Below are 24,746 nucleotides of genomic sequence, written 5' to 3'. Positions count from 1 at the left end.
CCCTTACTTGGCAGCGCGTTCTTTGGCAATCAGTTGGTCAGCAACGTTCAGGGTCGCTTCAGGACCACCGGTGCTGCCCAGGTCGAAACGGTATTTGCCGTTGACAATCAGGGTTGGAACGCCTTGCACGCCGTACTTCTGCGCGAGTTCCTTGGCCTGTTTGATCTGGCCCTGGATGGCGAAGGAGTTGAAGGTCGCCAGGAACTTGTCCTTGTCGACACCTTGAGTAGCAACGAAGTCAGCCATTTCGTCCGGTTTGGTCAGGCGCTTGCCTTGTTTCTGGATCGCTTCGAAGACGGCGTTGTGGACCTTGTGCTCAACACCCATGGCTTCCAGGGTCAGGAACAGTTGGCCGTGGGCGTCCCATGGGCCACCGAACATGGCGGGAATGCGACGGAAGTTAACGTCCTTGGGCAGCTTTTCAGCCCATGGGTTGATAGTCGGCTCGAACGCGTAGCAATGCGGGCAACCGTACCAGAACAGCTCCACCACCTCGATCTTGCCGGGTACCGCAACCGGAACCGGGTTAGCCAGTTCAACATAGGTTTTACCGGCTTCAAGCGGCACATCGGCTGCTTGTGCGGTCATGCCGAAGAGGCTGGCAGTGACGAGAGCGGCGCTGAGGATCAGATTACGCATGCTTTACTCCTGGACAAATAAAGTCGCCTCACGCGACCTTTGTTGTGACAGGTCTACGCGGACATGAGTTCGTTAGTGTAACGGCAGCGGCCACAAAAAAGGGCGGCCTGAGCCACCCTTTTTATGCTTGCATCGCGGGATTAATCGAGCGTTAACGCCCAGCCCCGTCAGTGCAGGCCCTGGATATAACTGGAGAGGGCTGCGATGTCTTCGTCGCTCAGCTTGCGAGCGATGGTGCGCATGGTCATGGCGTCCCCATCGTTGGCCCGGCCGGCTTCTTCTTTGCGAAAGTCGGTCAACTGCTTGGCGATGTAGGTGGCGTGCTGGCCGCTTAGATGCGGGAAGCCTGCGGCAGCGTTGCCTGCGCCATTGGGCGAGTGGCAACCGGTGCAGGCAGGCAAGCCTTTTTCCAGGTTACCGCCACGAAACAACTGCTCTCCGCGGGCAACCAATTTAGGATCGGCAGCTCCCACGCTACCCTTCTGGCTGGCAAAATACGCCGCGAGGTCCGCCAGATCCTGATCGTTGAGATTGGTCAGCAGGCCGGTCATTTCCAGCACCGTGCGCTTGCCGTCCTTGATGTCGTGCATCTGCTTGCTCAGGTAACGCTCACCCTGGCCGGCCAGTTTGGGGAAGTTCGGCGCCGGGCTGTTACCATCCGGCCCGTGGCAGGCACCACACACGGCGGCCTTCGCTTGACCGGCAGTGGCATCACCTTTGACGGGGCCCTCTGCAGCGACGGCAGCGCCTGTGATGCCCAAGGTCAACAGCAGACTCACGATCAGTTTGTTCATCAGCTAATCCAACTACGGCTAAGGGTTTAAGAGTTATCTACCGGGTTTACTCACCATCAAATCAATGACGGCCTGGTAATCCTCAGTACTGCAGTCCATGCACAAACCACGCGGCGGCATTGCCTTGAAACCCTGGGTCACGCACTGCGTCAGCCTGACCATGCAAACTCGGTTGATCCTGTGTAGCCTGAGCGCCGTAAAGCGGAATCAGGGCAGCAGAAGCGAGCAACCGTCGGTCCATACATCGACCTATTCAGGGTTTGAGAGCGTTTTGCGTTCTAATGCGCAATAAAGGTCTTTCGCTCCCGTGAACCTCATCCTTCGCTGGGACAAAGCACACACAAAATCTGCGGCATTATATACTGGCGCTACTGAAACGGAAACGACACCGCTTGCCGCACCCTTTCTCGGCACCGCCCACATCGGAAATCTCATGCAACTCAAAAACCCCATCCTCGGCCTGTGCCAACAGTCCACCTTCATGCTCAGCGCCGCCAAAGTGGACCAATGCCCCGATGACGAGGGCTTTGAAGTCGCCTTTGCCGGCCGTTCCAACGCCGGTAAATCCAGCGCACTGAACACCCTGACCCACGCCAGCCTGGCGCGCACCTCGAAAACCCCGGGCCGCACGCAACTACTCAACTTCTTCAAGCTAGACGATGATCGGCGTCTGGTCGACCTGCCGGGCTACGGTTATGCAAAAGTACCTATCCCGCTGAAGCTGCACTGGCAGCGTCACCTTGAGGCTTACCTGGGTGGCCGCGAGAGTTTGAAGGGTTTGATCTTGATGATGGATATCCGTCATCCAATGACCGACTTCGACTTGCTGATGCTCGACTGGGCTGTCGCCAGCGGCATGCCAATGCACATTTTGCTGACCAAGGCCGACAAGCTCACCTACGGCGCAGCCAAGAACACCCTGCTCAAAGTGCAGTCCGAAATCCGTAAGGGCTGGGGCGATACCATCACGATTCAGCTGTTCTCCGCCCCCAAGCGCATGGGCCTGGAAGAAGCCTACACCGTACTGGCCGGCTGGATGGAATTGGCGGACAAGGGCGCAGAAATCGCCGAGTAACTTTTCTGCGGGCAAAAAAAACCCCGGACTTCTTTTGGGGAGGGGAAGTTCGGGGTTCAAGTTCCGGACCGCTAGGGCGGGGTCCGGAATTATCTGCCAACACTTAACACAACATAGGAGCATTGAAGGGCTTCACCACCCATTCAGTAACTCTGAGTGGCAGTTCACAGGTTAAGTTCCGACAGGCTCAAAAAACTATTGGAAATAACTGACCGCGGTTTGCGCTCTAAACCGCTTCGCCACCACTCGCGATGATGGCGAAGCCGCAGAATCAGTGCGCCTCGTCCCAGTTATCGCCTACGCCTACGTCCACCACCAACGGCACGTCCAACTGAGCCGCTGCGCTCATATGCTCGCGAATCTTCTCGCTGACCTGCGCGACCAGGTCTTCACGCACCTCCAGCACCAATTCGTCGTGCACTTGAAGGATGACCTTGGCATCCAGGCCCGATTCGGTCAGCCAATTATCCACCTGCACCATGGCTTTCTTGATGATGTCCGCCGCCGTACCCTGCATCGGCGCGTTGATCGCTGTGCGCTCGGCCGCCGCGCGCTCCTGGGGCTTGTTGGAGTTGATATCCGGCAAGTACAGGCGCCGCCCGAAGAAGGTTTCGACATAGCCCTGATCCGCCGCTTGGGCGCGGGTGCGCTCCATATATTCGCGCACCCCTGGATAGCGGGCAAAGTACACATCGATGTAAGCCTTGGCGGTCTTGGTATCGACGCCGATGTCCTTACCCAGCTTCTGGGCACCCATGCCGTAAATCAGGCCGAAGTTGATCGCCTTGGCGCTGCGGCGCTGGTTGGACGTGACCTCATTCAACTCGACCTTGAACACTTCGGCCGCCGTGGCCGTGTGCACGTCCAGGTCATTGCGGAAGGCGTTCATCAAGCCCTCGTCCTTGGACAAGTGCGCCATGATCCGCAGCTCGATCTGCGAATAGTCCGCCGCCAGCAGCTTGTAGCCCTTGGGCGCGACAAACGCCTGGCGAATGCGCCGCCCCTCGGCGGTGCGCACCGGGATGTTCTGCAGGTTCGGATCGCTGGAGGACAAGCGCCCGGTCGCCGCGACGGCCTGATGGTAAGACGTATGAATACGCCCGGTACGCGGGTTTATCTGTTCCGGCAGGCGGTCGGTATAGGTACTTTTGAGCTTGCTCATGCTGCGGTACTGCATCAGTACCTTGGGCAGCGGGAAATCATCTTCGGCCAGTTTGGCCAGTACTTCCTCAGCCGTGGATGCCTGGCCCTTGCCGGTTTTCTTCAGCACCGGCATGCCGAGCTTCTCGTACAGGATCGCCCCGAGCTGCTTGGGCGAACCCAGGTTGAATTCTTCACCGGCGATCTCGTACGCCTGGCGCTCCAGTTCGACCATCTTGTTACCCAGCTCGATGCTCTGGATGCCGAGCAGGTCCTTGTCCACCAGTGCGCCCTGGCGCTCGATGCGTGCCAGCACCGGTACCAGCGGTATCTCGATGTCCGTCAGCACACTGGCCAGGCTCGGAATCGCCGTCAGCTGCGCGTACAGGTGCTGGTGCAGGCGCAAGGTCACATCGGCATCTTCGGCCGCGTAGGGGCCGGCTTGCTCAAGGGCGATCTGGTCGAACGTGAGTTGCTTGGCACCTTTGCCGGCGATGTCCTGGAAACTGACCGTGTCGTGGTCCAGGTATTTCTTCGCCAGGCTGTCCATATCGTGCCGTGTCGCGGTGGAATTGAGCACGTAGGATTCGAGCATGGTGTCGAAGGCGATGCCGCGCACGGTAATGCCCTGGGCAGGGTCGCCACCAATGGCGCAGTTGGCCAGGATGTTCATGTCGAACTTGGCGTGCTGGCCCACCTTGAGCTTAGTCGGATCTTCCAGCAGCGGCTTCAAGGCCAGCAGCACGGTGTCGCGGTCCAATTGATCCGGCGCGCCGATATAGGAATGGGTCAGCGGGATGTAGGCGGCTTCATGGGGCTGCACAGCAAACGAGACCCCGACCAATTGCGCCTGCTGGGCGTCGATGCCGGTGGTTTCGGTGTCGAAAGCAAACAACGGCGCATCGTGGAGTTTTTTCAGCCACACGTCGAAGGTGGCCTGGTCCAGAATGGTGGTGTAAACCGCCTCTACCGGTACCGATATAACAGCCTCGACCGGCATTTCGGCGGCCGGCGCAACCTCGCTCGCCGATTTGAGCTCGACACGCTTGGCATCGCGCTGGATTTCGTCGTACCAGCTCTTGAACTCAAGCAGCGTGTACAGCTCCAGCAGCTTTTCGCGATCCGGTTCGATCAGGTGCAAATCATCCAACCCAATATCCAGCGGCACATCGATCTTGATCGTTGCCAACTGATAAGACAGGAAGGCCATCTCCTTATGCTCTTCCAGCTTGGCCGGCAGGGTCTTGGCCCCACGGATAGGCAGGGTCGGCACAATATCCAGCTGCTCATAAAGCTCTTTGAGGCCGCCATTGACCCCTACCAGCAAGCCGGAGGCGGTCTTGGGACCAATGCCCGGAACGCCGGGAATGTTGTCGGACGAATCCCCCATCAACGCCAGATAGTCGATGATCTGCTCCGGAGCGACACCGAATTTCTCCTTAACGCCCTCGATGTCCATCGAGCTACCGGTCATGGTGTTGACCAAGGTAATGTGGCCGTCCACCAGTTGCGCCATGTCTTTGTCACCGGTCGAGATCACCACCGGGCGGCTGGCGGCCGCGCTGCTGCGGGCCAGGGTGCCGATCACGTCATCGGCCTCCACGCCCTCGACGCACAGCAACGGGAAGCCAAGAGCGATCACGCTTTGATGCAGCGGCTCGATCTGCAGGCGCATGTCATCAGGCATGCTCGGGCGGTTGGCTTTGTATTCGGCGTACATCTCATCGCGAAACGTCCCACCCTTGGCGTCGAAGACCACCGCAAATGGGCTGTTTGGGTACTGCTTGCGCAGGCTTTTGAGCATGTTCAACACGCCCTTGACCGCACCGGTGGGCAGGCCTTTGGAGGTGGTCAGCGGTGGCAGCGCGTGGAAGGCGCGGTACAGATAAGAAGAACCGTCCACCAGGACGAGGGGCGCTTGGCTCATGAGCAGGATCAACCTTTTCGGCGGGTCAGGCGCTAGAATAGCCGGACCAATGAAAACAAAGGGACAAGGTTATCATGCGTACATTCAATCGCCTGCTGTTGACCGGTTTGATTGCACTCGCTCCGATGGCTGCCATGGCGGCAGACGATGCCCCTTCGGCAGACCCGGAAGTTACCATTCGCACGGAAGGCGACAAAACCATCCAGGAATACCGCCAAAACGGCTTCCTGTACGCGATCAAGGTCACCCCGAAGGGCGCACCACCGTACTTTCTGGTACGTGCGGACGGCACCGACGCGAACTTCATCCGCTCTGACCAGCCGGATATGCTGATCCCGTCATGGAAGATCTTCGAATGGAAATGATTTCTTAATTTTAACCGGCGCTGCCCACCGCAGCGCCCGTAATGGCAGTTTTAACCATGTCTGTGTTCACCCCCCTGGCTCGGCCCGAGCTGGAAACCTTTCTCGCCCCTTATGGGCTCGGCCGCCTGCTTGATTTCCAGGGGATTGCCGCCGGCAGCGAAAACACCAATTTCTTTATCAGCCTGGAGCAAGGCGAATTCGTCCTGACCCTGGTTGAGCGTGGCCCGGTGGCAGAAATGCCGTTCTTCATTGAACTGCTCGACGTGCTCCACGACGCCGACCTGCCTGTGCCGTACGCCCTGCGTACCACCGACGGCATCGCTTTGCGCGAACTCAAGGGCAAACCGGCCTTGCTGCAACCGCGCTTGGCGGGCAAGCACATCAAGGAGGCCAATGCGCAGCATTGCGCTCAGGTTGGCGAACTGCTCGGCCACCTGCACTTGGCTACCCAAGGCGAAAAGGTACTTGAACGCAAGACCGACCGCGGCCTGGAGTGGATGCTCAGCGAGGGCGCGCAACTTATTTCGCACCTCAACGAGGCCCAGCAACGCCTGTTGCGCGATACGCTGGCCGAGATCGACGCTCACAAGGCTGACATCCTCGGCCTGCCACGAGCGAATGTGCACGCCGATCTGTTTCGCGATAATGCGATGTTTGAAGGCACGCACCTGACGGGCTTGATCGACTTCTACAACGCCTGTTCGGGGCCGATGCTCTACGACGTGGCAATCGCCTTGAATGACTGGTGCTCGGATGCCGAGGGCGTGATTGACGGTCACCGTGCCCGGGCGCTGCTGGGCGCTTACGCGGGACTACGAGCGTTTACCGCGAAGGAAGCCGAGCTATGGCCGACCATGCTGCGCGTGGCGTGCGTACGGTTCTGGCTGTCCCGGCTGATCGCGGCTGAGTCATTTGCCGGGCAGGATGTATTGATTCATGACCCGGCTGAGTTCGAGCACCGCTTGGCGCAGCGTCAGCAGGTCACGGTGCACCTGCCGTTCGCACTTTAAAACACCGACTAGGTCAATGTGGGAGCTGGCGTGCCTGCGATAGCGGTATCGACTGAGCCAACGCTATCGCGGGCAAGCCCGCTCCCACAGAGGTTATGTGTTGCCTGTTAGAGCGACTCCAGGCAACCGGCCAGGTCATTGCCGAGTTTTTCCAGCACCTGCTCATAACCCTGCGCGGTAGCCGGCGTATAGCCACCCAACGCATCCAATTCCGCCAACTTCACCGGCAACCCGGCCACCAGGGTTTCGGCCAAGCGAGGTCGCAACGGCGGCTCACTGAACACGCAAGTTTTGCCCACTTCCTGCAAACGCTTACGCATCGCCGCTACGTGTTGGGCGCCCGGCTGCACTTCAGCGGCCACGCTGAACACGCCGGCATGCTTCAATCCGTACGCCTCTTCGAAGTAATCAAAGGCTTCGTGGAACACGAAGTAAGGTTTGCCATCAACGCCCGCCAAACGCTGCTTCAGGCGCGCATCCAGCGCATTCAGGCGTTCTTCGAAGGCCTTCGCATTGCTCTGATAACGCTCGGCATTGGCCGGGTCGGCGGCGCTGAGGTCGGCCGCCATCCGCGCGGCGATCACGCGCGCATTGACCGTCGACAGCCACAGGTGCGCATCGACACTACCTGGGCGGTGATCGTGGTCATGTTCGTCGGCTTCGTCGGCATGAGAGTGGCTATCTTCGCCGAAGATGCGCAGTTTCATGCCTGGCAGGTCCTGCACGGCCACCGTTGCCGCCGTACGGCCTTTGAGCACACGCGGCAAAAACGTTTCCATGTCCGGCCCGATCCAGTACAGCAGGTCCACCGACTGTACACGCCGTACGTCGGATGGGCGCAAAGCGAAGTTGTGCGGCGACGCCCCCGGCGGCAGCAACACCTCTGGAACGGCCACGCCGTCCTGCACGGCAGCTGCAATCAGCTGCAACGGCTTGATGCTCGTCAGCACCTTGACCTCGGCATGAGCGGCACCCGCAACGAACAAACTGGTGACAAATACGACAAAAACGGGAAAAAGTCGGGACACGATGACCACTCGATGGCGTAGGAACGGGTAACATAATAACGTCTCTATCAAATATCTGTCGCCGCTCATGCCTAAAACACCGCTTGCCAGCCGTCCCCACGACCACTCTCACTGCGTGCACACCGCATTGTCAGAGGCCGACACCCTGTGCGCAAAAAAAGGCTTGCGCCTGACCGCCTTGCGTCGCCGGGTGCTGGAGCTGGTGTGGCAGAGCCACAAGCCTTTGGGCGCGTACGACATTCTTGGCGTCCTCAGCGAGCAGGACGGCCGCCGCGCCGCGCCACCCACCGTTTACCGTGCGCTGGATTTCCTGCTGGAAAACGGCCTGGTGCACCGTATTGCCTCGCTCAATGCCTTTGTCGGTTGCAACCACCCGGAGCACGCGCATCAGGGCCAGTTCCTGATCTGCCGCGAATGCCACGCCGCCATCGAGCTTGAACAAAAAAGCATCAGCGACGCCATTATCAAAAGCTCTGCCGACGTCGGCTTCAAAGTCGAGGGGCAAACGGTCGAAGTGGTCGGCCTGTGCGCAGGCTGCCAGGGGGTTTGATGAGCAATGCGTTAATCCGCCTGGAGCAGGTCGGGGTCACGTTCGCCGGGCAAAACGTGCTGGAAAACATCGCACTGAGCGTAGAACCGGGGCAAATCGTCACCTTGATCGGCCCCAACGGCGCCGGCAAGACCACCCTGGTGCGCGCCGTACTCGGGCTGCTCAAGCCCCACAGCGGCACGGTTTGGCGCAAGCCCAAGCTGCGCGTGGGCTATATGCCGCAAAAGCTGCATGTGGACCCGACATTGCCGCTCTCCGTATTGCGCTTCCTGCGCCTGGTGCCCGGCGTAGACCGCGCCCGCGCCCAGGCTGCGCTTAAGGAAGTCGGCGCCGAACACGTCATCGACAACCCGGTGCAAAGCATCTCCGGCGGCGAAATGCAGCGCGTGCTGCTGGCCCGCGCCTTGCTGCGCGAGCCCGAGTTGCTGGTACTCGATGAGCCCGTGCAAGGCGTCGATGTCGCCGGCCAGGCCGAGCTGTACAGCCTGATCACCCGCCTGCGCGACCGCCATGGTTGCGGCGTGCTGATGGTCTCCCACGACTTGCACCTGGTCATGAGCACCACCGACCAAGTGGTCTGCCTCAACCGCCACGTGTGCTGCTCGGGCCACCCGGAACAGGTCAGTGGCGACCCTGCATTTGTGGAGCTGTTCGGTAAGAACGCCCAGAGCCTGGCGATCTACCATCACCACCATGACCACGCCCATGACCTGCATGGCGCCGTCGTCGATACCCCCCACGTTCATGGAGATAGCTGCAAGCATGGCTGATTTTCTGCTCTACGCCCTGCTGGCAGGCTTGGCTTTGGCACTGGTGGCGGGCCCATTGGGCTCGTTCGTGGTCTGGCGACGCATGGCCTATTTCGGCGACACCTTGTCCCATGCCGCCTTGCTGGGCGTGGCCATGGGCTTTCTGCTGGATGTAAGCCCGGCCATCGCCGTGACCGTCGGCTGCCTTCTGCTGGCGGTGCTGCTGGTGACTCTGCAGCAACGCCAGCCACTGGCCTCCGACACACTGCTGGGCATCCTCGCGCCCAGCACCCTGTCCCTGGGCCTGGTGGTACTGAGCTTCATGCATGAAGTGCGCATCGACCTGATGGCCTATCTGTTCGGCGATCTGCTGGCGATCAGCCCGACCGACCTGGCGTGGATCCTCGGCGGCAGCGCTGCGGTGCTGGTGTTGCTGGTCACCCTGTGGCGCCCGTTGCTGGCGATCACCGTGCATGAAGAACTGGCCAAGGTAGAAGGCTTGCCCGTCGCAGGCCTGCGTATGGCCCTGATGTTGCTCATCGCCGTGGTGATTGCTGTCGCGATGAAGATTGTCGGCGTATTGTTGATCACGTCGCTGCTGATCATTCCAGCCGCCGCCGCCCAGCGCCACGCTCGTTCTCCGGAGCAGATGGCGATTGGCGCCAGCCTCCTGGGGATGCTTGCAGTGTGTGGTGGCCTGGCGCTGTCCTGGTTCAAGGACACACCGGCCGGGCCGTCGATTGTGGTTACGGCGGCCGCCCTGTTTCTGCTGAGTTTTGTCCTGCCCCGTCGAGGGGTGTAGACTTGCTCGCTTTTTGCGCAAATAGAGAGTCGCAGGAATGAAGCCGTTCACCTCCCGTTATCTGCTCCTTGCCGCATTTTCACTGCTGCTGGGCGCCTGCCAAAGTACGCCGCCCGCTGCCCCCCAGGCTCCGGATCCGCGGGCTGCGGCCATCGCGCAGCTGGAACAAAACCTGGCCAGCAGCGAATTGGCCACCGCCGAAGACCAACTGGCCGCACTGCAGGCCCAATCGCCCAACGACCCGGCACTTGAGGCCTACCAGCGTCAATTGGCCGAAGCCTACCTGCAGCGCAGCCAGATCGTGCTGCAAAAAGGCGACGTCAACGCGGCCGCCACGGCCCTGAGCCGTGCCCGCGCCTTGATGCCCAAGGCCCCTGCGCTGACCGGTGGCGTCAACAGCGCCATCAGCCATGCACGCAAAGCCGAATTGGACCAGGCAGAAGCTGCATTGAGAGCCGCTGAAGCCAAGCCCGCCGCCAAGGTCATCGACCCCGCGGCGCCAAGCACCACCGTGGCTCTGAACCTCGCGGATGTTGAAGACATGCGCCATCAGTTGGACGCAATCGCCACCGATGTGGTGAATTACCAGTGCGATGTCAGCATCCAGGTGCCACGCACCCAGGATTACCCGTGGCTGGCCACGTTACTGACCAAGCGGGTGAAGCGGATTGATTCGGGATATGACCTGAAGATTCACCGGCAAATCCTGAAACACATTCCGGCGCAGGTTGTGCTGATTCCGCGCAAGGCGGACTAAAAGCATCGCAGGCAAGCCACCTCCCACATTTGAACGGTGTGGGAGCTGGCTTGCCTGCGATGACGATCTAACAAACAACCGATAAGTTAAGCCGGAATCGCCTTGGATTTCGGCTCACGCTCCCACACCCGATGCTGGGCAATCGCCGCAAAAAACGCTTTGAACGCCTTGGCATCCGCGCCCACGATCAACCCCGCATCCGCTTCCAGCTTCAGCAGGTCCAGCAACGGCTTCACATCACTGGCTACCGCAATCGCCTTCAGGTGTTTGTAGGCTTCCAGTACGTAATGCAACGCCACACCATCACCGCTCAGCGCCTTCACCGACTCTTTGCCACCCGGGATAAACACTGCGTCGAAGGCAATGGACGGCATGCCTTCCATCGAGGCGTCGACCGGCAGCGTCTTGCCCTGCGCGGTGGTCACAGGCGCCGAAGTAGGCCCCAGCAACTTGGCATGGGCGCCTTCAGCTTCCAGCGCGGCTTTTAGCGCGTCAATGGCCGCACCATCAACGCCGTTGGCTGCCAGAATCGCCACTTTGCGCGTTTTGATATCGCCCGACAGCAAATTCACCTGGCTCAAGGCTGGCGATTCTTTCAACGACGTTTCACGGGCAGGCACCGTGCCCTTGGTCGGCGCCGGCAAGCCCAGGTTCTGCGCAACGCGCTTGGCCAGCTCCAGGTCGATATTGGCCAGGATCTCGTTGACCTGGCGCGCACGGATGAACTCGCGCTCCACCTTGCCCAGCTCAAAGCTGTAGGCCGCGATAATGTGCTCTTTCTCGTGGTGGCTCATGCTGTTGTAGAACAGCGTCGCCTGGGAGAAATGGTCACCGAAGGATTCGCTGCGCTCGCGCACTTTGTTGGCATCGACGCGCTCGTAGTAGGACTCAAAGCCACCATCGGTAGGACCAGCAGGGGTTTCTTTCGGCCAACCACCATCAATGGAGTTTGGCTCGTAGGACGCACGCCCCTTATCAATCACAGTGCGATGCTGAGCGTCGCGCTGGCCGTTATGGAAAGGCACGACAGGCCGGTTGATTGGAATCTCATGAAAGTTCGGCCCGCCCAGTCGGCTGATCTGGGTATCGGTGTAGGAAAACAGACGGCCCTGCAGCAATGGGTCGTTGGTGAAGTCGATGCCCGGCACGATGTGACCTGGGCAGAACGCAACCTGCTCGACTTCAGCGAAGAAGTTGTCGGGGTTACGGTTGAGCACCATTTTGCCCAACGGCGTGATCGGTACCAGTTCTTCTGGAATGATCTTGGTCGGGTCGAGCAAGTCAAAGTCAAACGTGTGCTCGTCTTCTTCGGCCACGATCTGTACGCCCAGCTCCCACTCGGGGTAATCGCCGCTCTCGATCGCTTCCCACAGGTCACGACGGTGGTAGTCCGTATCTTTACCGGCCAGCTTTTGCGCCTCATCCCAAACCAGGGAGCAGGTGCCGACTTTTGGACGCCAGTGGAATTTCACGAAGCTGGACTTACCTTCGGTATTGATCAACCGGAAGGTGTGCACCCCAAAGCCCTGCATGGCGCGCAGGCTTTTTGGAATGGCGCGGTCGGACATGGCCCAGATCACCATGTGCGCGGATTCTGGTTGCAGCGAGACAAAATCCCAGAACGTATCGTGGGCCGAACCGCCAGTAGGAATCTCGTTATGAGGCTCGGGTTTCACCGCGTGGACGAAGTCAGGAAATTTGATCGCATCCTGGATGAAGAACACCGGCATGTTGTTGCCCACCAGGTCGAAGTTGCCTTCGTCGGTGAAGAACTTCACGGCAAAACCGCGAACGTCACGCACGGTGTCGCCGGAACCACGCGGGCCCTGCACCGTGGAAAAACGCGCGAACACCGGGGTTTTATGCTCAGGCGTGCGCAGGAAACCTGCCTTGGTCAGTGCCGAGTGATCACCATAACTCTGGAAATAACCATGGGCGCCCGTACCACGGGCATGCACGATGCGCTCCGGGATACGCTCATGGTCGAAGTGCGTGATCTTTTCACGCATGATGAAGTCTTCCAGCAGCGAAGGGCCGCGGGCGCCGACTTTCAGGCTGTTCTGGTTATCGGAAATCTTCACGCCTTGGTTGGTGCGCAGGGCCTGGCCGGTCGCGTCAGAACGGAATTCTTCCAGGGCCTGCAACTTGGCGTTGGTGTTGCCACGGTCCAGGGTATCGGTACCCGCAAGTTCACTCTTGGGCGGGGTGGCTGGCTTCTTGGTACTCATCAGTCAAAACTCCTTATTCAAAGTGGCCAGAGCGGTCCCCGGCTCGTTTGAGCAAAACCCCAGGCACGGCACCTGGGAAATCGAGTTGCTTAAGTAGTGACTGACTCGGTTTTGCACCGTTCCTTTTTTATGACCTTTGATCGCGTTATTGCCAAATGACTGGATGAATACGAAATAAATGCTAAGAAACGCTATACGGACAGGCTAAAATGCGCGCCCGGCTAACCGCTGATCCCTTTTCAATGCGCCCCACAAGGTTCGCTACGTGATCGAGTTTCAAAACGTCCATAAAACCTACCGCGTCGCCGGTAAGGATATCCCCGCCCTGCACCCCACCAGCCTGCGCGTCGAGAACGGCCAGGTGTTTGGCCTGATTGGCCACTCGGGTGCCGGTAAAAGCACCCTGTTGCGCCTGATCAACCGCCTGGAAGAGCCCAGTGGCGGCCAGATCAAGGTGGATGGCGAAGAAGTCACTGCGCTGGACGCCAACGGCCTGCGGCGCTTTCGCCAGCAGGTCGGGATGATCTTCCAGCACTTCAACCTGCTGGCGTCCAAGACCGTGGCAGACAACGTCGCTCTGCCGCTGACGCTTGCCGGCGAACTGTCGCGCAAGGAAATCGACCAGCGTGTGGCTGAGCTGCTCGCCCGCGTCGGCTTGTCGGACCACGCCAAGAAGTACCCGGCGCAGTTGTCCGGTGGCCAGAAACAGCGCGTCGGCATCGCCCGAGCCCTGGCGACCAAGCCAAAAATCCTGCTGTGCGACGAAGCCACCAGCGCCCTCGACCCGCAAACCACGGCGTCGGTCCTGCAACTGCTGGCCGAGATCAACCGCGAGTTGAACCTGACCATCGTGTTGATCACCCATGAAATGGACGTGATCCGCCGCGTATGCGACCAGGTCGCCGTGATGGACGCCGGCGTGATCGTCGAGCAAGGCTCGGTCGCCGACGTGTTCCTGCACCCCAAGCATCCGACCACCAAGCGTTTCGTGCAGGAAGCCGAGCAGGTTGACGAAGGCGAGCAGCGCGACGACTTTGCCCATGTACCAGGCCGTATCGTGCGCCTGACGTTCCAAGGGGACGCGACCTACGCGCCACTGCTGGGTACCGTCGCACGGGAAACCGGGGTGGACTACAGCATCCTTGCCGGTCGCATCGACCGCATCAAAGACATCCCTTATGGGCAACTGACCCTCGCCGTCACCGGCGGTGACATGGAAGCTGCGTTTGCACGCTTCACCGCCGCCGACGTTCACATGGAGGTCCTGCGCTGATGGACGTTTTCCTGAGTTTCTTCGCCAATATCGACTGGTCTGAAATCTGGCTCGCCACCGGCGACACCATGACCATGCTGTTCGGCTCGCTGTTCTTCACTGTGCTGCTCGGCCTGCCCCTGGGCGTGCTGTTGTTCCTGACCAGCCCGCGCCAACTGTTCGAACAAAAAGGCCTGTACGCGCTGCTGTCGCTGATCGTGAATATCTTGCGCTCGCTGCCGTTCATCATTCTGTTGATCGTGATGATTCCGTTCACGGTACTGATCACCGGCACGTCGCTGGGTGTCGCCGGTGCGATCCCACCGCTGGTCGTCGGCGCTACGCCATTCTTTGCGCGCCTGGTGGAAACCGCCCTGCGCGAAGTGGACCGTGGCATCATCGAAGCCACCCAGGCCATGGGCGCGACCACCCGCCAGATCATCACCAATGCCCTGTTGCCCGAAGCCCGCCCTGGCATCTTCGCGGCGATTACGGTGACGGCGATTACATTGGTTTCCTACACCGCAATGGCCGGTGTGGTCGGTGCTGGCGGCCTGGGCGACCTGGCAATCCGTTTTGGCTACCAACGCTTCCAGACCGATGTGATGGTGGTCACTGTGGTGATGCTGTTGATTCTGGTGCAAATTCTGCAAACCGTCGGCGACCGGCTGGTGGTGCATTTTTCTCGTAAATAACGGCCATTGCCGGCGCATAGCCGGCAGATGCCCGAACAAGGAGCTTGCTGGATGAAAAAACTACTGGTTGCTTTCGCCGCCGTGGCTGCGTTTTCCGCCCACGCCGAGACCATTACGGTCGCTGCTTCGCCGGTGCCTCACGCCGAAATCCTCGAATTCGTGAAGCCTGCCCTGGCCAAAGAAGGCGTGGATCTGAAGGTCAAAGTCTTCACCGACTACGTGCAGCCGAACGTACAGGTGGCTGAAAAGCGCCTGGATGCCAACTTCTTCCAGCACCAGCCGTACCTGGATGAATTCAACAAGGCCAAAGGCACTCACCTGGTGAGCGTCGGCGCGGTGCACCTGGAGCCTCTGGGCGCTTACTCCAGCAAGTACAAAAAATTGGCCGACCTGCCTGACGGCGCCAACGTGGTGATTCCGAACGACGCCACCAACGGTGGTCGTGCGCTGTTACTGCTGGCCAAGAACGGCCTGATCACCCTGAAGGACCCGACCAACATCCTGTCGACCATCAAGGACATCACCGGCAACGATAAAAACCTGAAATTCCGCGAACTGGAAGCCGCCACCCTGCCGCGCGTGCTGACCCAGGTCGACCTGGCGCTGATCAACACCAACTACGCCCTGGAAGCCAAGCTGGACCCATCCAAGGATGCCCTGGTGATCGAAGGCAGCGACTCGCCTTACGTGAACATCCTGGTGACCCGCGAAGACAACAAGGATGCGGACGCGGTGAAGAAGCTGGTTGCAGCCTTGCACACGCCTGAAGTGAAGAAGTTCATCGAAGAGAAGTACAAAGGCGCGATCAAGCCGGCGTTCTGATTTCGGCCTGGTAGATCGATCTCCTGCTTAATGGAGATCAATAAATGTGGGAGCGGGCTTGCTCGCGAATGCGGTAGTTCAGTCGATATTTTCGGCGACTGACACCCAGCTTTCGCGAGCAAGCCCGCTCCCACACTTGTTTCGCCTTGACTCTATTTGCGCTGTAGCAACCCCGGCAACTGCGCCACCAGCTTCTGGTTGTTCAACGGCGCACGAATAAACCCACGCTGGGTACCATCCGGGCCGATCAGTGCCAGGTTGCCGCTGTGGTCGACGGTGTAGTTCGGCTTGCTGGTATCCGCCGGAATGAAGGGGATGCTCACGGCATTCGAAACCTTCTGCACATCCTCAACATTCGCGCCGGTCAGGCCCTGGAATTGCGGGTCGAAGTAACCCAGGTACTGCTTGAGCTGGGCCGGAGTATCGCGGTTCGGATCGACGCTGACCAAAATCACCTGCAACTTATCCACAGCCTCTTTGGGCAGCTCGCTCTTGATCTGGCGCAGCTGGGCGAGGGTGGTCGGGCAGATGTCCGGGCAGAAGGTGTAGCCGAAGAACAACAGGCTCCACTTGCCTTTCAATTCATTGGCCAGCACCGGCTGACCGTCCTGGTTGGTCATGCTCACTGCGGGCAACTGGCGGCTTTGCGGCAGCAGAATGATGCCGGCGTCGATCAGCGCAGTGGGATCGCCCTGGCCTTTGCCCGAGAGCACTTTGTTGACGGTCAGGCCCATGATCAACGCCACTAGGGCCACGAGGATGAAGACGGTTTTTTGAGTTCGAGTCATAGGTTCAACAATAAGTAGTGGTCTACGAGCAGGGCGATAAACAGCAGCAGCAAGTACCAGATAGAGTACTTGAACGTGTTGATCGCCGCGTGCGGCTGGCTGCCACGGTACAACACCCAGGCCCATTGCAGAAAGCGCGCACCCAATACCAGCGCACAGCCCAGGTAGAGCAGCCCGCTCATGTGGATAACGTAGGGCATCAGGCTCACCGCCAGCAGGGCGAAGGTGTACAGCAGGATATGCACCTTGGTGTAGTGCTCGCCATGGGTGACCGGCAGCATCGGGATGTCGGCCTTGGCGTATTCCTCTTTGCGGTGAATGGCCAGGGCCCAGAAGTGTGGCGGGGTCCAGGCGAAGATGATCAGCACCAGCAGCAAGGGTTCGGCACTCACATGCCCAGTGACAGCCACCCAGCCCAGCAGCGGCGGCGCCGCACCGGCCAGACCGCCGATGACGATATTCTGCGGCGTCGCTCGCTTGAGAAAACCGGTGTAGATCACCGCATAACCCAGCAGCGAAGCCAAGGTCAGCCAGGCCGCCAGCGGGTTGGTGAACGCCAGCAGCAGGGCCAACCCTGCAATAGCCAGGAACAACGCAAACGCTAACGCCGCTATCGGCGAGACACGCCCCTCAGCCATCGGCCGCTTGTGAGTGCGTGCCATCACGGCATCAATCCGTCGATCGACCACATGATTGACCGCCGCCGCGCCGCCTGCACACAGGGCAATGCCGAGATTGCCGAACACCAGCACTGCCCAGGGCACCCCGGCGCGGGTGGCGAGAAACATCCCCACCAGCGAGGTGATCAGCATCAGCACCACCACTTTGGGCTTGGTCAGCTCCAAATAGTCACGCCAGATCGCCCGGTCGCGACGTGCGCCGATCACGGTCGCCATGGCAGTTCTCCTTTAAGGGTGATCAGGCCCGACACCTGTTTGCGCGGGATAAAGCGCCAGCCGAACAGGCGGGGGTGACGCACCCGAACCAGGCTGGTGCGCGCGTGATAATTGACCAGCACCAGCGTCATCAACAACGCTGCCCCGCCAGCGTTGTGCGCGACCGCCACCGGCAGCGGCAGGCCGAACGCCACATTGCTCACCCCCAGGCAGATCTGCGCAGCCAGAGCGATCAACAGCAGGCCGGCCAGGCGCGTCATCCCCACTGCTCGCAGTTGCCAGGCCAAACCGAGCAGCACCAGCGTGACCAACACGGCGCCGATGCGATGCGTCAGGTGGATGGCGGTGCGCGCTTCGCTGTCGAGCTGGCCCCCCAGGTAATTGGGGCCGATGTGCTGGGTCAGGTGAAAACCATTGGCGAAGTCCGCTGCCGGCCACCATTGGCCATGGCAGGTGGGCAAATCGACACAGGCCACCGCCGCATAGTTGGAACTGACCCAGCCGCCCAGGGCGATCTGCCCGATCACCAGCACCAGGCCTGCCGTTGCCCAATATTGCAGGCGCTTGGGCACGACCAGCGCCGGTAGTACGCCGGACAGCCGCAGGGTCAGCAGAAACAGCAGGCTCAAGGTCGCAAAGCCGCCCAAAAGATGCCCTGTGACCACTTGCGGCCAGAGCTTCAAGGTCACGGTCCACATGCCAAACGCCGCTTGGGCGAACACCACCGCCAGCAGGAACAGCGGCAGCTTCACCGGCTGGCCCGGATCACGCCGATGACGCCACGAACGCGCCGCCAGCAGCGCGATCAAGAGGCCCAGGCTGCCCGCGAAGTAGCGATGCGTCATCTCGGCCCAGCCTTTGTCGGCCTCCACCGGCGTGTCGGGAAAGTGCAACTCGGCATGGGCCAGCTGGGCTTCGCTTTGCGGCACGCTGATAAAGCCATAGCAGCCCGGCCAGTCCGGGCAGCCGAGGCCGGCGTGGGTCAGGCGGGTATAGGCGCCGAGCAGCACGACAAACAACGCCAGTAACGTGGCAAACAGCGCGAGGCGAAATCCAGGCTTGGCCATGAGGGTGCCCTTATCCGATGTTCGACAGTTTCAGCAGCAGGCGCAGATCGTTGAGCAAGTCCTTGCCCTTGACCTTGGCGTCGTAGCGCAGCACCAGATTGCCGTGGGGGTCGACGATCCATAGTTGCGCATCGCCGGGCGCGGCAGCGTTTCTGGTAAAGGCCGACACCTCCAGCGGGTAGCGCTGCAGCTGTGGATATTCGGCCTTGAGCTTGGCCTCGTATTCGCTGCTCAACGGTTGCGCGCCAGCCAGGGCATGGCTGGCACGGGATGCATCACGGCCAAGGCTGATCTGCAGCTGGCGCGCCAGGTACACCAGTTGCTGGCAATCGGCAGCGCAGGCGGTGGGGGCGGTGACCAGCAGTTGCCAGCGCTGTTCATCGGCCTGCACGCCGATGTCGGCGCGGGTCTGGCCGTTGCCGATCAGCTCGCCGTGATAGCTGCGGCTGTTCGGCACCCAGAACTGCATTTTGTACATGAAGGTTGCCAGCACCATCGGGCCGATCACCATCATCAGGATCAAAATCAGCTGCCAGCGACCCTTGCGCCGATCAGGCGTGTCAGATGTGCTGGGTGGATTCATGGCCGCTCCCATGGGGCTTCTCCTTTTTGTTATGCCATCCGAGGTAGAGGTAAAGCGCCAGCAACGCCATGGCCATGGCGAACCATTGCACAGCGTAGGCCAGGTGTTTTTCCGGGCCCATGGCGACGACGGGCCAGCTGGTTTCGTAGGTACCGGGGCCCGCCTCAGCACGCAATTGATAGGCAAAACCACTGCGCCCCAGTTCGCCCCACAGCGCCGCGGGGTGCAGCGCGGTAAGCAGGCGCGGCCATTGCGTGCTGGCCGGGTCGGCATGCAGTTGGAAGGTCTCGCCGGGGGCGACGTACACCCAGGCGTCGAGGTTCAGCGTCTGTTCAGGGGTAGTAAAGGCGGGCGCGATACGCCGATCTGGCCAAGGCAGCCAGCCACGATTGAGCAACAGCCATAGGCCGCTGGCCTGATCATGAAAAGGTTGCAGCAGCTCGACACCGGCCTTGCCGTCACGCATGCGGTTATCCAGCAATACGCTGTGTTCACCGTCCAGTTGCCCGCGAAGGTGAACGCGACGGAAGGCTGGATCAACCATGTCATTGAGCTGCGCACTACTGACCGGCTCGGCGGCGCGGCGCTCGGCATAACGGTCTACCAACAGTTGCTTTTCGTGCCCACGGGACAGTTGCCAGAACCCCAGGCTCACCATGAGCGGCAGCAACACCAGCACCACCAGCGTCGGCGCGATACCTGGACGAAAGCGCTGCATGGCACTGGCTATACTGGATCTCATCGCCCCTCCCTCTGTAGCCCTGGAGCCAGACCATGCTCAAAGCAGCCATTGCCCTGATGCTGATCGCGACTGTCGTGAGCCTGTTCAGTGGCCTGTTCTTCCTGGTCAAGGACGAGGGCAACTCCAACCGCCTCGTCACTGCCTTGACCGTGCGTGTGGTACTGGCCGTGATCACCGTAGGCTTGATCGCCTGGGGTTTTTTCAGCGGCCAACTGGTCTCTCATGCGCCTTGGTAAGCCGCCTCACAGCACATAAACAAAGAAAAACAGCCCGATCCACACCACGTCCACAAAGTGCCAATACCAACTGGCCGCCTCAAAACCGAACTGGTGCTCGGCATTGAAATGCCCGCGCAGGATGCGCATCAGCATCACAAACAGAATGATGGTGCCGATGGTCACGTGGGCGCCGTGAAAGCCCGTCAGCATGAAGAACGTGGCGCCGTATACGCCTGAGCCAAGTGTCAGGCCCAGCTCCTTATAGGCGTGGATGTATTCCTCGGCCTGGAACCCAAGAAACGCCAGGCCCAGCAGCACGGTGATCGCCAGCCAGAGTTTCAGTGCACCACGATGCCCTTTGCGCAGGGCATGGTGGGCGATGGTGATGGTCACGCTGGAACTCACCAGCAGGATGGTATTGACCAACGGCAGGCCCCACGGGCTGATGGTGCCTTCAGGCGCAGGATAGAGCTTGGGGTCAGGGTTATTGAGCAAGGGCCAGGCGAACTCGAAGTTCGGCCACAGCATATGCGCAACGCCTTTGGAGCCCTCACCTGCCAGCCATGGCGCCGACATGTGCCGCACATAAAACAACGCACCGAAGAACGCAATAAAGAACATCACCTCGGAAAAAATGAACCAGGTCATGCCCCAGCGAAACGAGCGGTCCATTTGCGCGCTGTACAGCCCGGCGCGGCTCTCCTTGATCACCGCGCCAAACCAGCCAAACAGCATGTAGGCCAACAACAGGCCGCCCACGAAAAAGATCCACGGCCCATGAGATTCGGGGCGCGCGGCCTTCAAGTCGTTGAACCACACGGCCAGGCCATACACCGTGACCAGCAGGCCAATCGTGGCAATTATCGGCCATTTGCTTTGCGCTGGTACGTAGTACGTATCATGAGTCGACATGTATTCGCTCTCCTGATTGAGGGGGCAAACAGTAGCTAGCCGCCGGTGCTCACGGCCACGGGCGGCTGGCGCGCAGTGATATCGAACAGCGTGTACGCCAGGGTCAAATGCTTCACATCCTTGGGCATCGCGCGATCGACGATGAAACGTACGGGCATCTCAATGCGCTCACCGGGCTGCAACACTTGCTGGGTGAAGCAAAAGCATTCGGTCTTGTGGAAGTACATCGCCGCCGCGGCCGGGGAGATGCTGGGTATCGCCTGGGCGGTCATCGGCTTATCGGTGGGGTTGTAGGCCACGAACAGCATCTCGTTGACTGCTCCGGGGTTGACCACAATCTCGTCGGCCTTGGAATGAAACTCCCAGACCATGTCGATGGCGTTGGTGGACAGAAACTGCACGCGCACCTGGCGCGAGGGGTCGACCATTTGCTCACCCTCGTACTGCCCGGCGGTCTTGCCGTTGATGCCGAACGCCTTGCACATCACGTCGTAGATCGGCACCAGGGCGAAGCCAAAGGCGAACATCGCCAGTACCAGGATCAGCAGGCGGGTGACCAGGCGCTTGAGCGGTACGGAGTCAGCCATGGCGCCCACCTGGCTTTGGACTTTCTGTGGGAGCTGGCTTGCCTGCGATGAGGACCTCAAAGCCGGTAGATTCAGCGCCGGACATACCGCCATCGCGGGCAAGCCCGCTCCCACAGGGGGAGTATAGGGAGGGCTTCATTTGACCTCCGGCGGCGTTGTAAACGTGTGATACGGCGCAGGCGAGGGCACGCTCCATTCCAGGCCTTCGGCGCCATCCCAGGGCTTGGCCGGCGCAGGCGGGCCGCCACGGATGCACTTGATGACAATGAACAGGAAGAAGATCTGCGTGGCGCCGAACATGAAGGCACCAATGGACGAGACCATATTGAAGTCAGCGAACTGCAGGTTGTAGTCCGGCACACGGCGCGGCATACCGGCCAGCCCCACAAAGTGCATGGGGAAGAACGCCATGTTCATGCCCACGAAAGACAACCAGAAGTGCAGCTTGCCCAAGGTTTCGTCGTACATGTGGCCGGTCCATTTCGGCAGCCAGTAGTAAGCCGAGGCGAAGATCCCGAAGATCGCGCCGGGCACCAGTACGTAATGGAAATGCGCCACCACAAAGTAGGTGTCGTGGTACTGGAAGTCCGCCGGGGCAATCGCCAGCATCAGCCCGGAGAAGCCGCCGATGGTGAACAGGATCACAAAGGCCACCGCAAACAACATCGGCGTCTCGAACGTCAGTGAGCCTTGCCACATGGTGCTGACCCAGTTGAATACCTTCACCCCCGTGGGTACGGCGATCAGCAGGGTGGCGTACATGAAGAACAGCTCACCCACCAGCGGAATGCCCACCACGAACATGTGGTGCGCCCACACGATGAACGACAGGAACGCGATGCTCGCGGTGGCGTAGACCATCGAGGTGTAACCGAACAGCGGCTTGCGCGAGAAGGTCGGGATGATCGAGCTGACCGCGCCAAAGGCCGGCAGGATCATGATGTACACCTCGGGATGCCCGAAGAACCAGAACACATGCTGGAACAGCACAGGATCGCCACCACCGGCCGCACTGAAGAAGCTGGTGCCAAAGTGGATGTCCATCAGCATCATGGTCACGCAGCCCGCCAGTACCGGCATCACCGCGATCAGCAGGAACGCGGTGATCAGCCAGGTCCACACGAACAGCGGCATTTTCATCAGGGTCATGCCCGGCGCGCGTAGGTTGAGGATGGTGGCGACCACGTTGATCGCGCCCATGATCGAACTGATGCCCATCAGGTGGATGGCAAAGATAAAGAACGTCACGCTTTCCGGCGCATAGGTGGTGGAGAGCGGGGCGTAGAACGTCCACCCAAAATTCGGCCCGCCGCCGGGCGTGAACAAGGTGGACACCAGCAGCAGGAACGCCGCCGGCAGCAGCCAGAAACTGAAGTTGTTCATGCGCGGCAGGGCCATGTCCGGCGCGCCGATCATCAGCGGGATCATCCAGTTGGCCAGGCCGACAAATGCCGGCATCACCGCGCCGAACACCATGATCAGGCCGTGCATGGTGGTCATCTGGTTGAAGAACGCCGGCTGCACAATTTGCAGGCCCGGCTGGAACAACTCGGCGCGGATCACCATGGCAAACGAGCCGCCGAGCAGGAACATGGTGAAGGCAAACCACAGGTACATGGTGCCGATGTCTTTGTGGTTGGTGGTCAGCACCCAGCGCATCAGGCCCTTGGCGGGGCCGTGGGCGTGGTCGGCATGACCATGGTCGATCACAGTGCTCATGGCCGTTCTCCTGCAAGCGAGTGAGCGGGACGATTCAGGGCATCGGCAATGAAAGTCGTCATTTGCTTTCCGCCTGTTTCAGAGCCAGCACGTCTTTGGGCGTGACCATGTCGCCTTTGTTATTGCCCCAGGCGTTACGCTCATAGGTCACCACAGCGGCGATATCCACTTCCGAGAGCTGCTTGCCGAAAGCTGCCATCGCGGTACCGGGCTTGCCGTGATACACGATGCTCAGATGGTCTTTGGCCGGCCCGGTGGCGATTTTCGAGCCCTTGAGCGCCGGGAACATCGGTGGCAAGCCCTGCCCCTCAGCCTGGTGACAGGCCACGCAAGTGGTGTGATAGACCTTGTCGCCACGAGCCACCAGTTCGTCCAGCGTCCACTCCTTGGAGGTCAGCTCCTTGAGCTTGGCCGCCTCCTCCTTGCGCTCGCCCAGCCAGGTGTCGTAGTCAGCCTTGGACTTGACCTCAACCACGATGGGCATGAAGCCATGGTCCTTGCCACACAGTTCGGCGCACTGGCCACGGTAGATGCCGGGCTTCTCGACGCGGGTCCAGGCCTCGTTGACGAAGCCGGGGATGGCGTCGCGCTTGACCGCAAAGGCCGGCACCCACCAGGAGTGGATCACATCGGCGGCGGTCACCAGAAAGCGCACCTTGGCGCCCACCGGCAACACAAGCGGCTGGTCGACTTCCAGCAGGTAGTGTTCGCCCTTGGTGGCCTGGTTATGGATCTGCTCGGCGGGCGTGGCCAGGTTGCTGAAGAACTCCACATCCTGACCCAGGTATTTGTAGTGCCACTTCCACTGATAGCCGGTGACCTGGATATCGATATCCGACTCACTGCTGTCGTAGATGTTGATCAGGGTCTTGGTGGCCGGAATGGCCATGGCCACCAGAATTAGCAAGGGCACCACGGTCCAGAGGATTTCCACGGTGGTGCTTTCGTGGAACTTGGCCGCTACCTGGCCCGTGGACCGACGGTGCAGGATCATCGACCAGAACATAGCGCCAAACACGACGATGCCGATCACCACACAAATCCAGAAAATGGTCATGTGCAGGTCAAACACAGCGTGGCTGACTTCAGTAGCCCCTGGCGCCATATTCGTAGTCCAGGCGGCGTGCGCCTGGCCGAATACCGACCACAACAGAAGGCCCATCCAAACGTGTGGATGTCGCGTCATTGCGGGTTCCCCTTTATGTTTCTTGTTATCCCGCCGGTTTGCACCTGCGGCGAAGGGAGCGGCTTCCATACTGCTTACAACCGCCAAGCCTTGCCTGCGCCATGCAGTTGGGCGTCATCAGCTAATTGCGTACAAAATCGAGTATAGACAGCCGTAGCAACCCCGCAATGTGTGGGGGCAAATGAATAGAAACAGACAGACGGAGCCCGTAAAAT

25 protein-coding genes and 1 pseudogene are annotated in these 24,746 nt (G+C 60.3%); 11 read left to right on the top strand and 15 right to left on the bottom strand.

Annotated features, from left to right (window positions below; all coding sequences use genetic code 11):
* Positions 1 to 3: 3 nt before the first annotated feature.
* The 3 genes and pseudogenes from dsbA to ODQ19_RS04525 all read right to left on the bottom strand — a co-directional run bounded on the left by dsbA (position 4) and on the right by ODQ19_RS04525 (position 1,674).
* The gene (gene dsbA / locus ODQ19_RS04535; RefSeq protein ID WP_003187375.1) at positions 4 to 639 is read right to left on the bottom strand and encodes a thiol:disulfide interchange protein DsbA; all 636 of its coding nucleotides are present in this window, start codon (positions 637 to 639) and stop codon (positions 4 to 6) included.
* A gap of 167 nt (positions 640 to 806) precedes the next feature.
* Positions 807 to 1,433 (bottom strand): c-type cytochrome, encoded by a 627-nt coding sequence (locus ODQ19_RS04530; RefSeq protein WP_014716340.1) that lies wholly within the window; start codon positions 1,431 to 1,433, stop codon positions 807 to 809.
* 33 nt (positions 1,434 to 1,466) lie between these two features.
* Positions 1,467 to 1,674: pseudogene (locus tag ODQ19_RS04525) on the bottom strand (cytochrome).
* Positions 1,675 to 1,866: 192 nt separating this feature from the next.
* Here ODQ19_RS04525 and yihA point away from each other — a divergent pair.
* The gene (yihA, locus tag ODQ19_RS04520) at positions 1,867 to 2,508 is read left to right on the top strand and encodes a ribosome biogenesis GTP-binding protein YihA/YsxC (RefSeq protein WP_003187369.1); all 642 of its coding nucleotides are present in this window, start codon (positions 1,867 to 1,869) and stop codon (positions 2,506 to 2,508) included.
* A gap of 271 nt (positions 2,509 to 2,779) precedes the next feature.
* On the opposite strand, the gene polA is transcribed toward yihA, so the two are convergent.
* Positions 2,780 to 5,575: a DNA polymerase I gene (gene polA, locus ODQ19_RS04515; RefSeq protein ID WP_330209429.1), complete on the bottom strand. Its 2,796-nt coding sequence runs from the start codon at positions 5,573 to 5,575 to the stop codon at positions 2,780 to 2,782.
* A gap of 74 nt (positions 5,576 to 5,649) precedes the next feature.
* On the opposite strand from polA, the gene ODQ19_RS04510 reads away from it, so the two are divergent.
* Positions 5,650 to 5,940 carry a DUF2782 domain-containing protein gene (locus tag ODQ19_RS04510; RefSeq protein ID WP_003187366.1) on the top strand — a complete coding sequence of 97 codons (291 nt, stop codon included), beginning with the start codon at positions 5,650 to 5,652 and terminating at the stop codon, positions 5,938 to 5,940.
* A gap of 56 nt (positions 5,941 to 5,996) precedes the next feature.
* Complete coding sequence (locus ODQ19_RS04505) at positions 5,997 to 6,950, top strand: homoserine kinase (RefSeq protein ID WP_330209428.1); 954 nt, start codon at positions 5,997 to 5,999, stop codon at positions 6,948 to 6,950.
* A gap of 107 nt (positions 6,951 to 7,057) precedes the next feature.
* Here the strand turns inward: ODQ19_RS04505 and ODQ19_RS04500 are convergent, their stop codons facing one another.
* Positions 7,058 to 7,987 (bottom strand): zinc ABC transporter substrate-binding protein, encoded by a 930-nt coding sequence (locus ODQ19_RS04500; protein WP_330209440.1) that lies wholly within the window; start codon positions 7,985 to 7,987, stop codon positions 7,058 to 7,060.
* Between the two features lie 58 nt (positions 7,988 to 8,045).
* Between ODQ19_RS04500 and zur the strand changes: the two genes are divergently transcribed.
* The 4 genes from zur to ODQ19_RS04480 are packed head-to-tail and all read left to right on the top strand — an operon-like array spanning position 8,046 to position 10,836.
* On the top strand, positions 8,046 to 8,528 hold the full coding sequence (gene zur / locus ODQ19_RS04495; protein WP_014716336.1) for a zinc uptake transcriptional repressor Zur: 483 nt from the start codon (positions 8,046 to 8,048) through the stop codon (positions 8,526 to 8,528).
* Positions 8,528 to 9,298 carry a zinc ABC transporter ATP-binding protein ZnuC gene (gene znuC, locus ODQ19_RS04490; protein WP_003187361.1) on the top strand — a complete coding sequence of 257 codons (771 nt, stop codon included), beginning with the start codon at positions 8,528 to 8,530 and terminating at the stop codon, positions 9,296 to 9,298. Before zur ends, znuC begins: the two co-directional genes overlap by 1 nt.
* A complete protein-coding gene (gene znuB, locus ODQ19_RS04485; protein ID WP_003187359.1) occupies positions 9,291 to 10,079 on the top strand; it encodes a zinc ABC transporter permease subunit ZnuB in 789 nt (262 codons plus the stop codon). The genes znuC and znuB overlap by 8 nt, the downstream gene beginning before the upstream one ends.
* Before the next feature lie 37 nt (positions 10,080 to 10,116).
* Positions 10,117 to 10,836 (top strand): PA5502 family lipoprotein, encoded by a 720-nt coding sequence (locus ODQ19_RS04480; RefSeq protein ID WP_330209427.1) that lies wholly within the window; start codon positions 10,117 to 10,119, stop codon positions 10,834 to 10,836.
* Between the two features lie 86 nt (positions 10,837 to 10,922).
* On the opposite strand, the gene katE is transcribed toward ODQ19_RS04480, so the two are convergent.
* Positions 10,923 to 13,064, bottom strand: a complete 2,142-nt coding sequence (gene katE / locus ODQ19_RS04475) for a catalase HPII (RefSeq protein WP_198715737.1) — start codon at positions 13,062 to 13,064, stop codon at positions 10,923 to 10,925.
* A 265-nt stretch (positions 13,065 to 13,329) separates the two neighbouring features.
* Between katE and ODQ19_RS04470 the strand changes: the two genes are divergently transcribed.
* Genes ODQ19_RS04470 through ODQ19_RS04460 form a run of 3 tightly spaced genes read left to right on the top strand, consistent with a single transcriptional unit; the run spans position 13,330 to position 15,833 of the window.
* Positions 13,330 to 14,337, top strand: a complete 1,008-nt coding sequence (locus ODQ19_RS04470) for a methionine ABC transporter ATP-binding protein (protein ID WP_034129230.1) — start codon at positions 13,330 to 13,332, stop codon at positions 14,335 to 14,337.
* The gene (locus tag ODQ19_RS04465) at positions 14,337 to 15,011 is read left to right on the top strand and encodes a methionine ABC transporter permease (RefSeq protein ID WP_003187354.1); all 675 of its coding nucleotides are present in this window, start codon (positions 14,337 to 14,339) and stop codon (positions 15,009 to 15,011) included. The genes ODQ19_RS04470 and ODQ19_RS04465 overlap by 1 nt, the downstream gene beginning before the upstream one ends.
* 51 nt (positions 15,012 to 15,062) lie before the next feature.
* Complete coding sequence (locus tag ODQ19_RS04460; RefSeq protein ID WP_003187353.1) at positions 15,063 to 15,833, top strand: MetQ/NlpA family ABC transporter substrate-binding protein; 771 nt, start codon at positions 15,063 to 15,065, stop codon at positions 15,831 to 15,833.
* A 152-nt stretch (positions 15,834 to 15,985) separates the two neighbouring features.
* On the opposite strand, the gene ODQ19_RS04455 is transcribed toward ODQ19_RS04460, so the two are convergent.
* The 5 genes from ODQ19_RS04455 to ODQ19_RS04435 are packed head-to-tail and all read right to left on the bottom strand — an operon-like array spanning position 15,986 to position 19,909.
* A complete protein-coding gene (locus ODQ19_RS04455) occupies positions 15,986 to 16,621 on the bottom strand; it encodes an SCO family protein (protein ID WP_005783433.1) in 636 nt (211 codons plus the stop codon).
* Positions 16,618 to 17,517 (bottom strand): heme o synthase, encoded by a 900-nt coding sequence (gene cyoE / locus ODQ19_RS04450; protein WP_116668135.1) that lies wholly within the window; start codon positions 17,515 to 17,517, stop codon positions 16,618 to 16,620. The genes ODQ19_RS04455 and cyoE overlap by 4 nt, the downstream gene beginning before the upstream one ends.
* Positions 17,505 to 18,584: a COX15/CtaA family protein gene (locus ODQ19_RS04445; RefSeq protein WP_330209426.1), complete on the bottom strand. Its 1,080-nt coding sequence runs from the start codon at positions 18,582 to 18,584 to the stop codon at positions 17,505 to 17,507. Before ODQ19_RS04445 ends, cyoE begins: the two co-directional genes overlap by 13 nt.
* Positions 18,585 to 18,594: 10 nt before the next feature.
* The gene (locus ODQ19_RS04440) at positions 18,595 to 19,179 is read right to left on the bottom strand and encodes a hypothetical protein (RefSeq protein WP_330209425.1); all 585 of its coding nucleotides are present in this window, start codon (positions 19,177 to 19,179) and stop codon (positions 18,595 to 18,597) included.
* Positions 19,145 to 19,909: an SURF1 family protein gene (locus ODQ19_RS04435; RefSeq protein ID WP_330209424.1), complete on the bottom strand. Its 765-nt coding sequence runs from the start codon at positions 19,907 to 19,909 to the stop codon at positions 19,145 to 19,147. Before ODQ19_RS04435 ends, ODQ19_RS04440 begins: the two co-directional genes overlap by 35 nt.
* A gap of 32 nt (positions 19,910 to 19,941) precedes the next feature.
* Here ODQ19_RS04435 and ODQ19_RS04430 point away from each other — a divergent pair, with 32 nt between their 5' ends.
* Positions 19,942 to 20,145 (top strand): twin transmembrane helix small protein, encoded by a 204-nt coding sequence (locus ODQ19_RS04430; RefSeq protein WP_032878566.1) that lies wholly within the window; start codon positions 19,942 to 19,944, stop codon positions 20,143 to 20,145.
* 6 nt (positions 20,146 to 20,151) lie between these two features.
* On the opposite strand, the gene ODQ19_RS04425 is transcribed toward ODQ19_RS04430, so the two are convergent.
* The 4 genes from ODQ19_RS04425 to coxB all read right to left on the bottom strand — a co-directional run bounded on the left by ODQ19_RS04425 (position 20,152) and on the right by coxB (position 24,531).
* Positions 20,152 to 21,039 (bottom strand): cytochrome c oxidase subunit 3, encoded by an 888-nt coding sequence (locus ODQ19_RS04425; protein ID WP_330209423.1) that lies wholly within the window; start codon positions 21,037 to 21,039, stop codon positions 20,152 to 20,154.
* Between the two features lie 35 nt (positions 21,040 to 21,074).
* Complete coding sequence (locus tag ODQ19_RS04420; protein ID WP_330209422.1) at positions 21,075 to 21,626, bottom strand: cytochrome c oxidase assembly protein; 552 nt, start codon at positions 21,624 to 21,626, stop codon at positions 21,075 to 21,077.
* Between the two features lie 135 nt (positions 21,627 to 21,761).
* Positions 21,762 to 23,345: a cytochrome c oxidase subunit I gene (ctaD, locus tag ODQ19_RS04415; RefSeq protein WP_003187339.1), complete on the bottom strand. Its 1,584-nt coding sequence runs from the start codon at positions 23,343 to 23,345 to the stop codon at positions 21,762 to 21,764.
* 58 nt (positions 23,346 to 23,403) lie between these two features.
* Positions 23,404 to 24,531: a cytochrome c oxidase subunit II gene (gene coxB / locus ODQ19_RS04410; protein WP_032894328.1), complete on the bottom strand. Its 1,128-nt coding sequence runs from the start codon at positions 24,529 to 24,531 to the stop codon at positions 23,404 to 23,406.
* Between the last annotated feature and the right edge of the window lie 215 nt (positions 24,532 to 24,746).

The sequence above is a fragment of the Pseudomonas sp. AM4(2022) genome (assembly GCF_036346515.1).
Classification (GTDB): Bacteria; Pseudomonadota; Gammaproteobacteria; order Pseudomonadales; family Pseudomonadaceae; genus Aquipseudomonas; species Aquipseudomonas paracarnis.
Note: the sequence above shows the minus strand (reverse complement) of the source record. Positions and strands in the feature narration are given on the sequence as shown.

What these genes read in the sequence shown, in the direction of transcription:
- znuB (WP_003187359.1), top strand. Translation starts at nt 9,291, where the DNA reads ATGGCTGATTTTCTGCTCTACGCCCTGCTGGCAGGCTTGGCTTTGGCA.
- ODQ19_RS04420 (WP_330209422.1), bottom strand. Translation starts at nt 21,626, where the DNA reads ATGGCTGACTCCGTACCGCTCAAGCGCCTGGTCACCCGCCTGCTGATC.
- ODQ19_RS04510 (WP_003187366.1), top strand. Translation starts at nt 5,650, where the DNA reads ATGCGTACATTCAATCGCCTGCTGTTGACCGGTTTGATTGCACTCGCT.
- ODQ19_RS04430 (WP_032878566.1), top strand. Translation starts at nt 19,942, where the DNA reads ATGCTCAAAGCAGCCATTGCCCTGATGCTGATCGCGACTGTCGTGAGC.
- ODQ19_RS04425 (WP_330209423.1), bottom strand. Translation starts at nt 21,039, where the DNA reads ATGTCGACTCATGATACGTACTACGTACCAGCGCAAAGCAAATGGCCG.
- dsbA (WP_003187375.1), bottom strand. Translation starts at nt 639, where the DNA reads ATGCGTAATCTGATCCTCAGCGCCGCTCTCGTCACTGCCAGCCTCTTC.
- yihA (WP_003187369.1), top strand. Translation starts at nt 1,867, where the DNA reads ATGCAACTCAAAAACCCCATCCTCGGCCTGTGCCAACAGTCCACCTTC.
- ODQ19_RS04505 (WP_330209428.1), top strand. Translation starts at nt 5,997, where the DNA reads ATGTCTGTGTTCACCCCCCTGGCTCGGCCCGAGCTGGAAACCTTTCTC.
- ODQ19_RS04480 (WP_330209427.1), top strand. Translation starts at nt 10,117, where the DNA reads ATGAAGCCGTTCACCTCCCGTTATCTGCTCCTTGCCGCATTTTCACTG.
- ODQ19_RS04460 (WP_003187353.1), top strand. Translation starts at nt 15,063, where the DNA reads ATGAAAAAACTACTGGTTGCTTTCGCCGCCGTGGCTGCGTTTTCCGCC.
- ODQ19_RS04465 (WP_003187354.1), top strand. Translation starts at nt 14,337, where the DNA reads ATGGACGTTTTCCTGAGTTTCTTCGCCAATATCGACTGGTCTGAAATC.
- polA (WP_330209429.1), bottom strand. Translation starts at nt 5,575, where the DNA reads ATGAGCCAAGCGCCCCTCGTCCTGGTGGACGGTTCTTCTTATCTGTAC.
- ctaD (WP_003187339.1), bottom strand. Translation starts at nt 23,345, where the DNA reads ATGAGCACTGTGATCGACCATGGTCATGCCGACCACGCCCACGGCCCC.
- ODQ19_RS04530 (WP_014716340.1), bottom strand. Translation starts at nt 1,433, where the DNA reads ATGAACAAACTGATCGTGAGTCTGCTGTTGACCTTGGGCATCACAGGC.
- katE (WP_198715737.1), bottom strand. Translation starts at nt 13,064, where the DNA reads ATGAGTACCAAGAAGCCAGCCACCCCGCCCAAGAGTGAACTTGCGGGT.
- ODQ19_RS04455 (WP_005783433.1), bottom strand. Translation starts at nt 16,621, where the DNA reads ATGACTCGAACTCAAAAAACCGTCTTCATCCTCGTGGCCCTAGTGGCG.
- znuC (WP_003187361.1), top strand. Translation starts at nt 8,528, where the DNA reads ATGAGCAATGCGTTAATCCGCCTGGAGCAGGTCGGGGTCACGTTCGCC.
- ODQ19_RS04440 (WP_330209425.1), bottom strand. Translation starts at nt 19,179, where the DNA reads ATGGGAGCGGCCATGAATCCACCCAGCACATCTGACACGCCTGATCGG.
- coxB (WP_032894328.1), bottom strand. Translation starts at nt 24,531, where the DNA reads ATGACGCGACATCCACACGTTTGGATGGGCCTTCTGTTGTGGTCGGTA.
- ODQ19_RS04435 (WP_330209424.1), bottom strand. Translation starts at nt 19,909, where the DNA reads ATGAGATCCAGTATAGCCAGTGCCATGCAGCGCTTTCGTCCAGGTATC.
- zur (WP_014716336.1), top strand. Translation starts at nt 8,046, where the DNA reads ATGCCTAAAACACCGCTTGCCAGCCGTCCCCACGACCACTCTCACTGC.
- ODQ19_RS04445 (WP_330209426.1), bottom strand. Translation starts at nt 18,584, where the DNA reads ATGGCCAAGCCTGGATTTCGCCTCGCGCTGTTTGCCACGTTACTGGCG.
- cyoE (WP_116668135.1), bottom strand. Translation starts at nt 17,517, where the DNA reads ATGGCGACCGTGATCGGCGCACGTCGCGACCGGGCGATCTGGCGTGAC.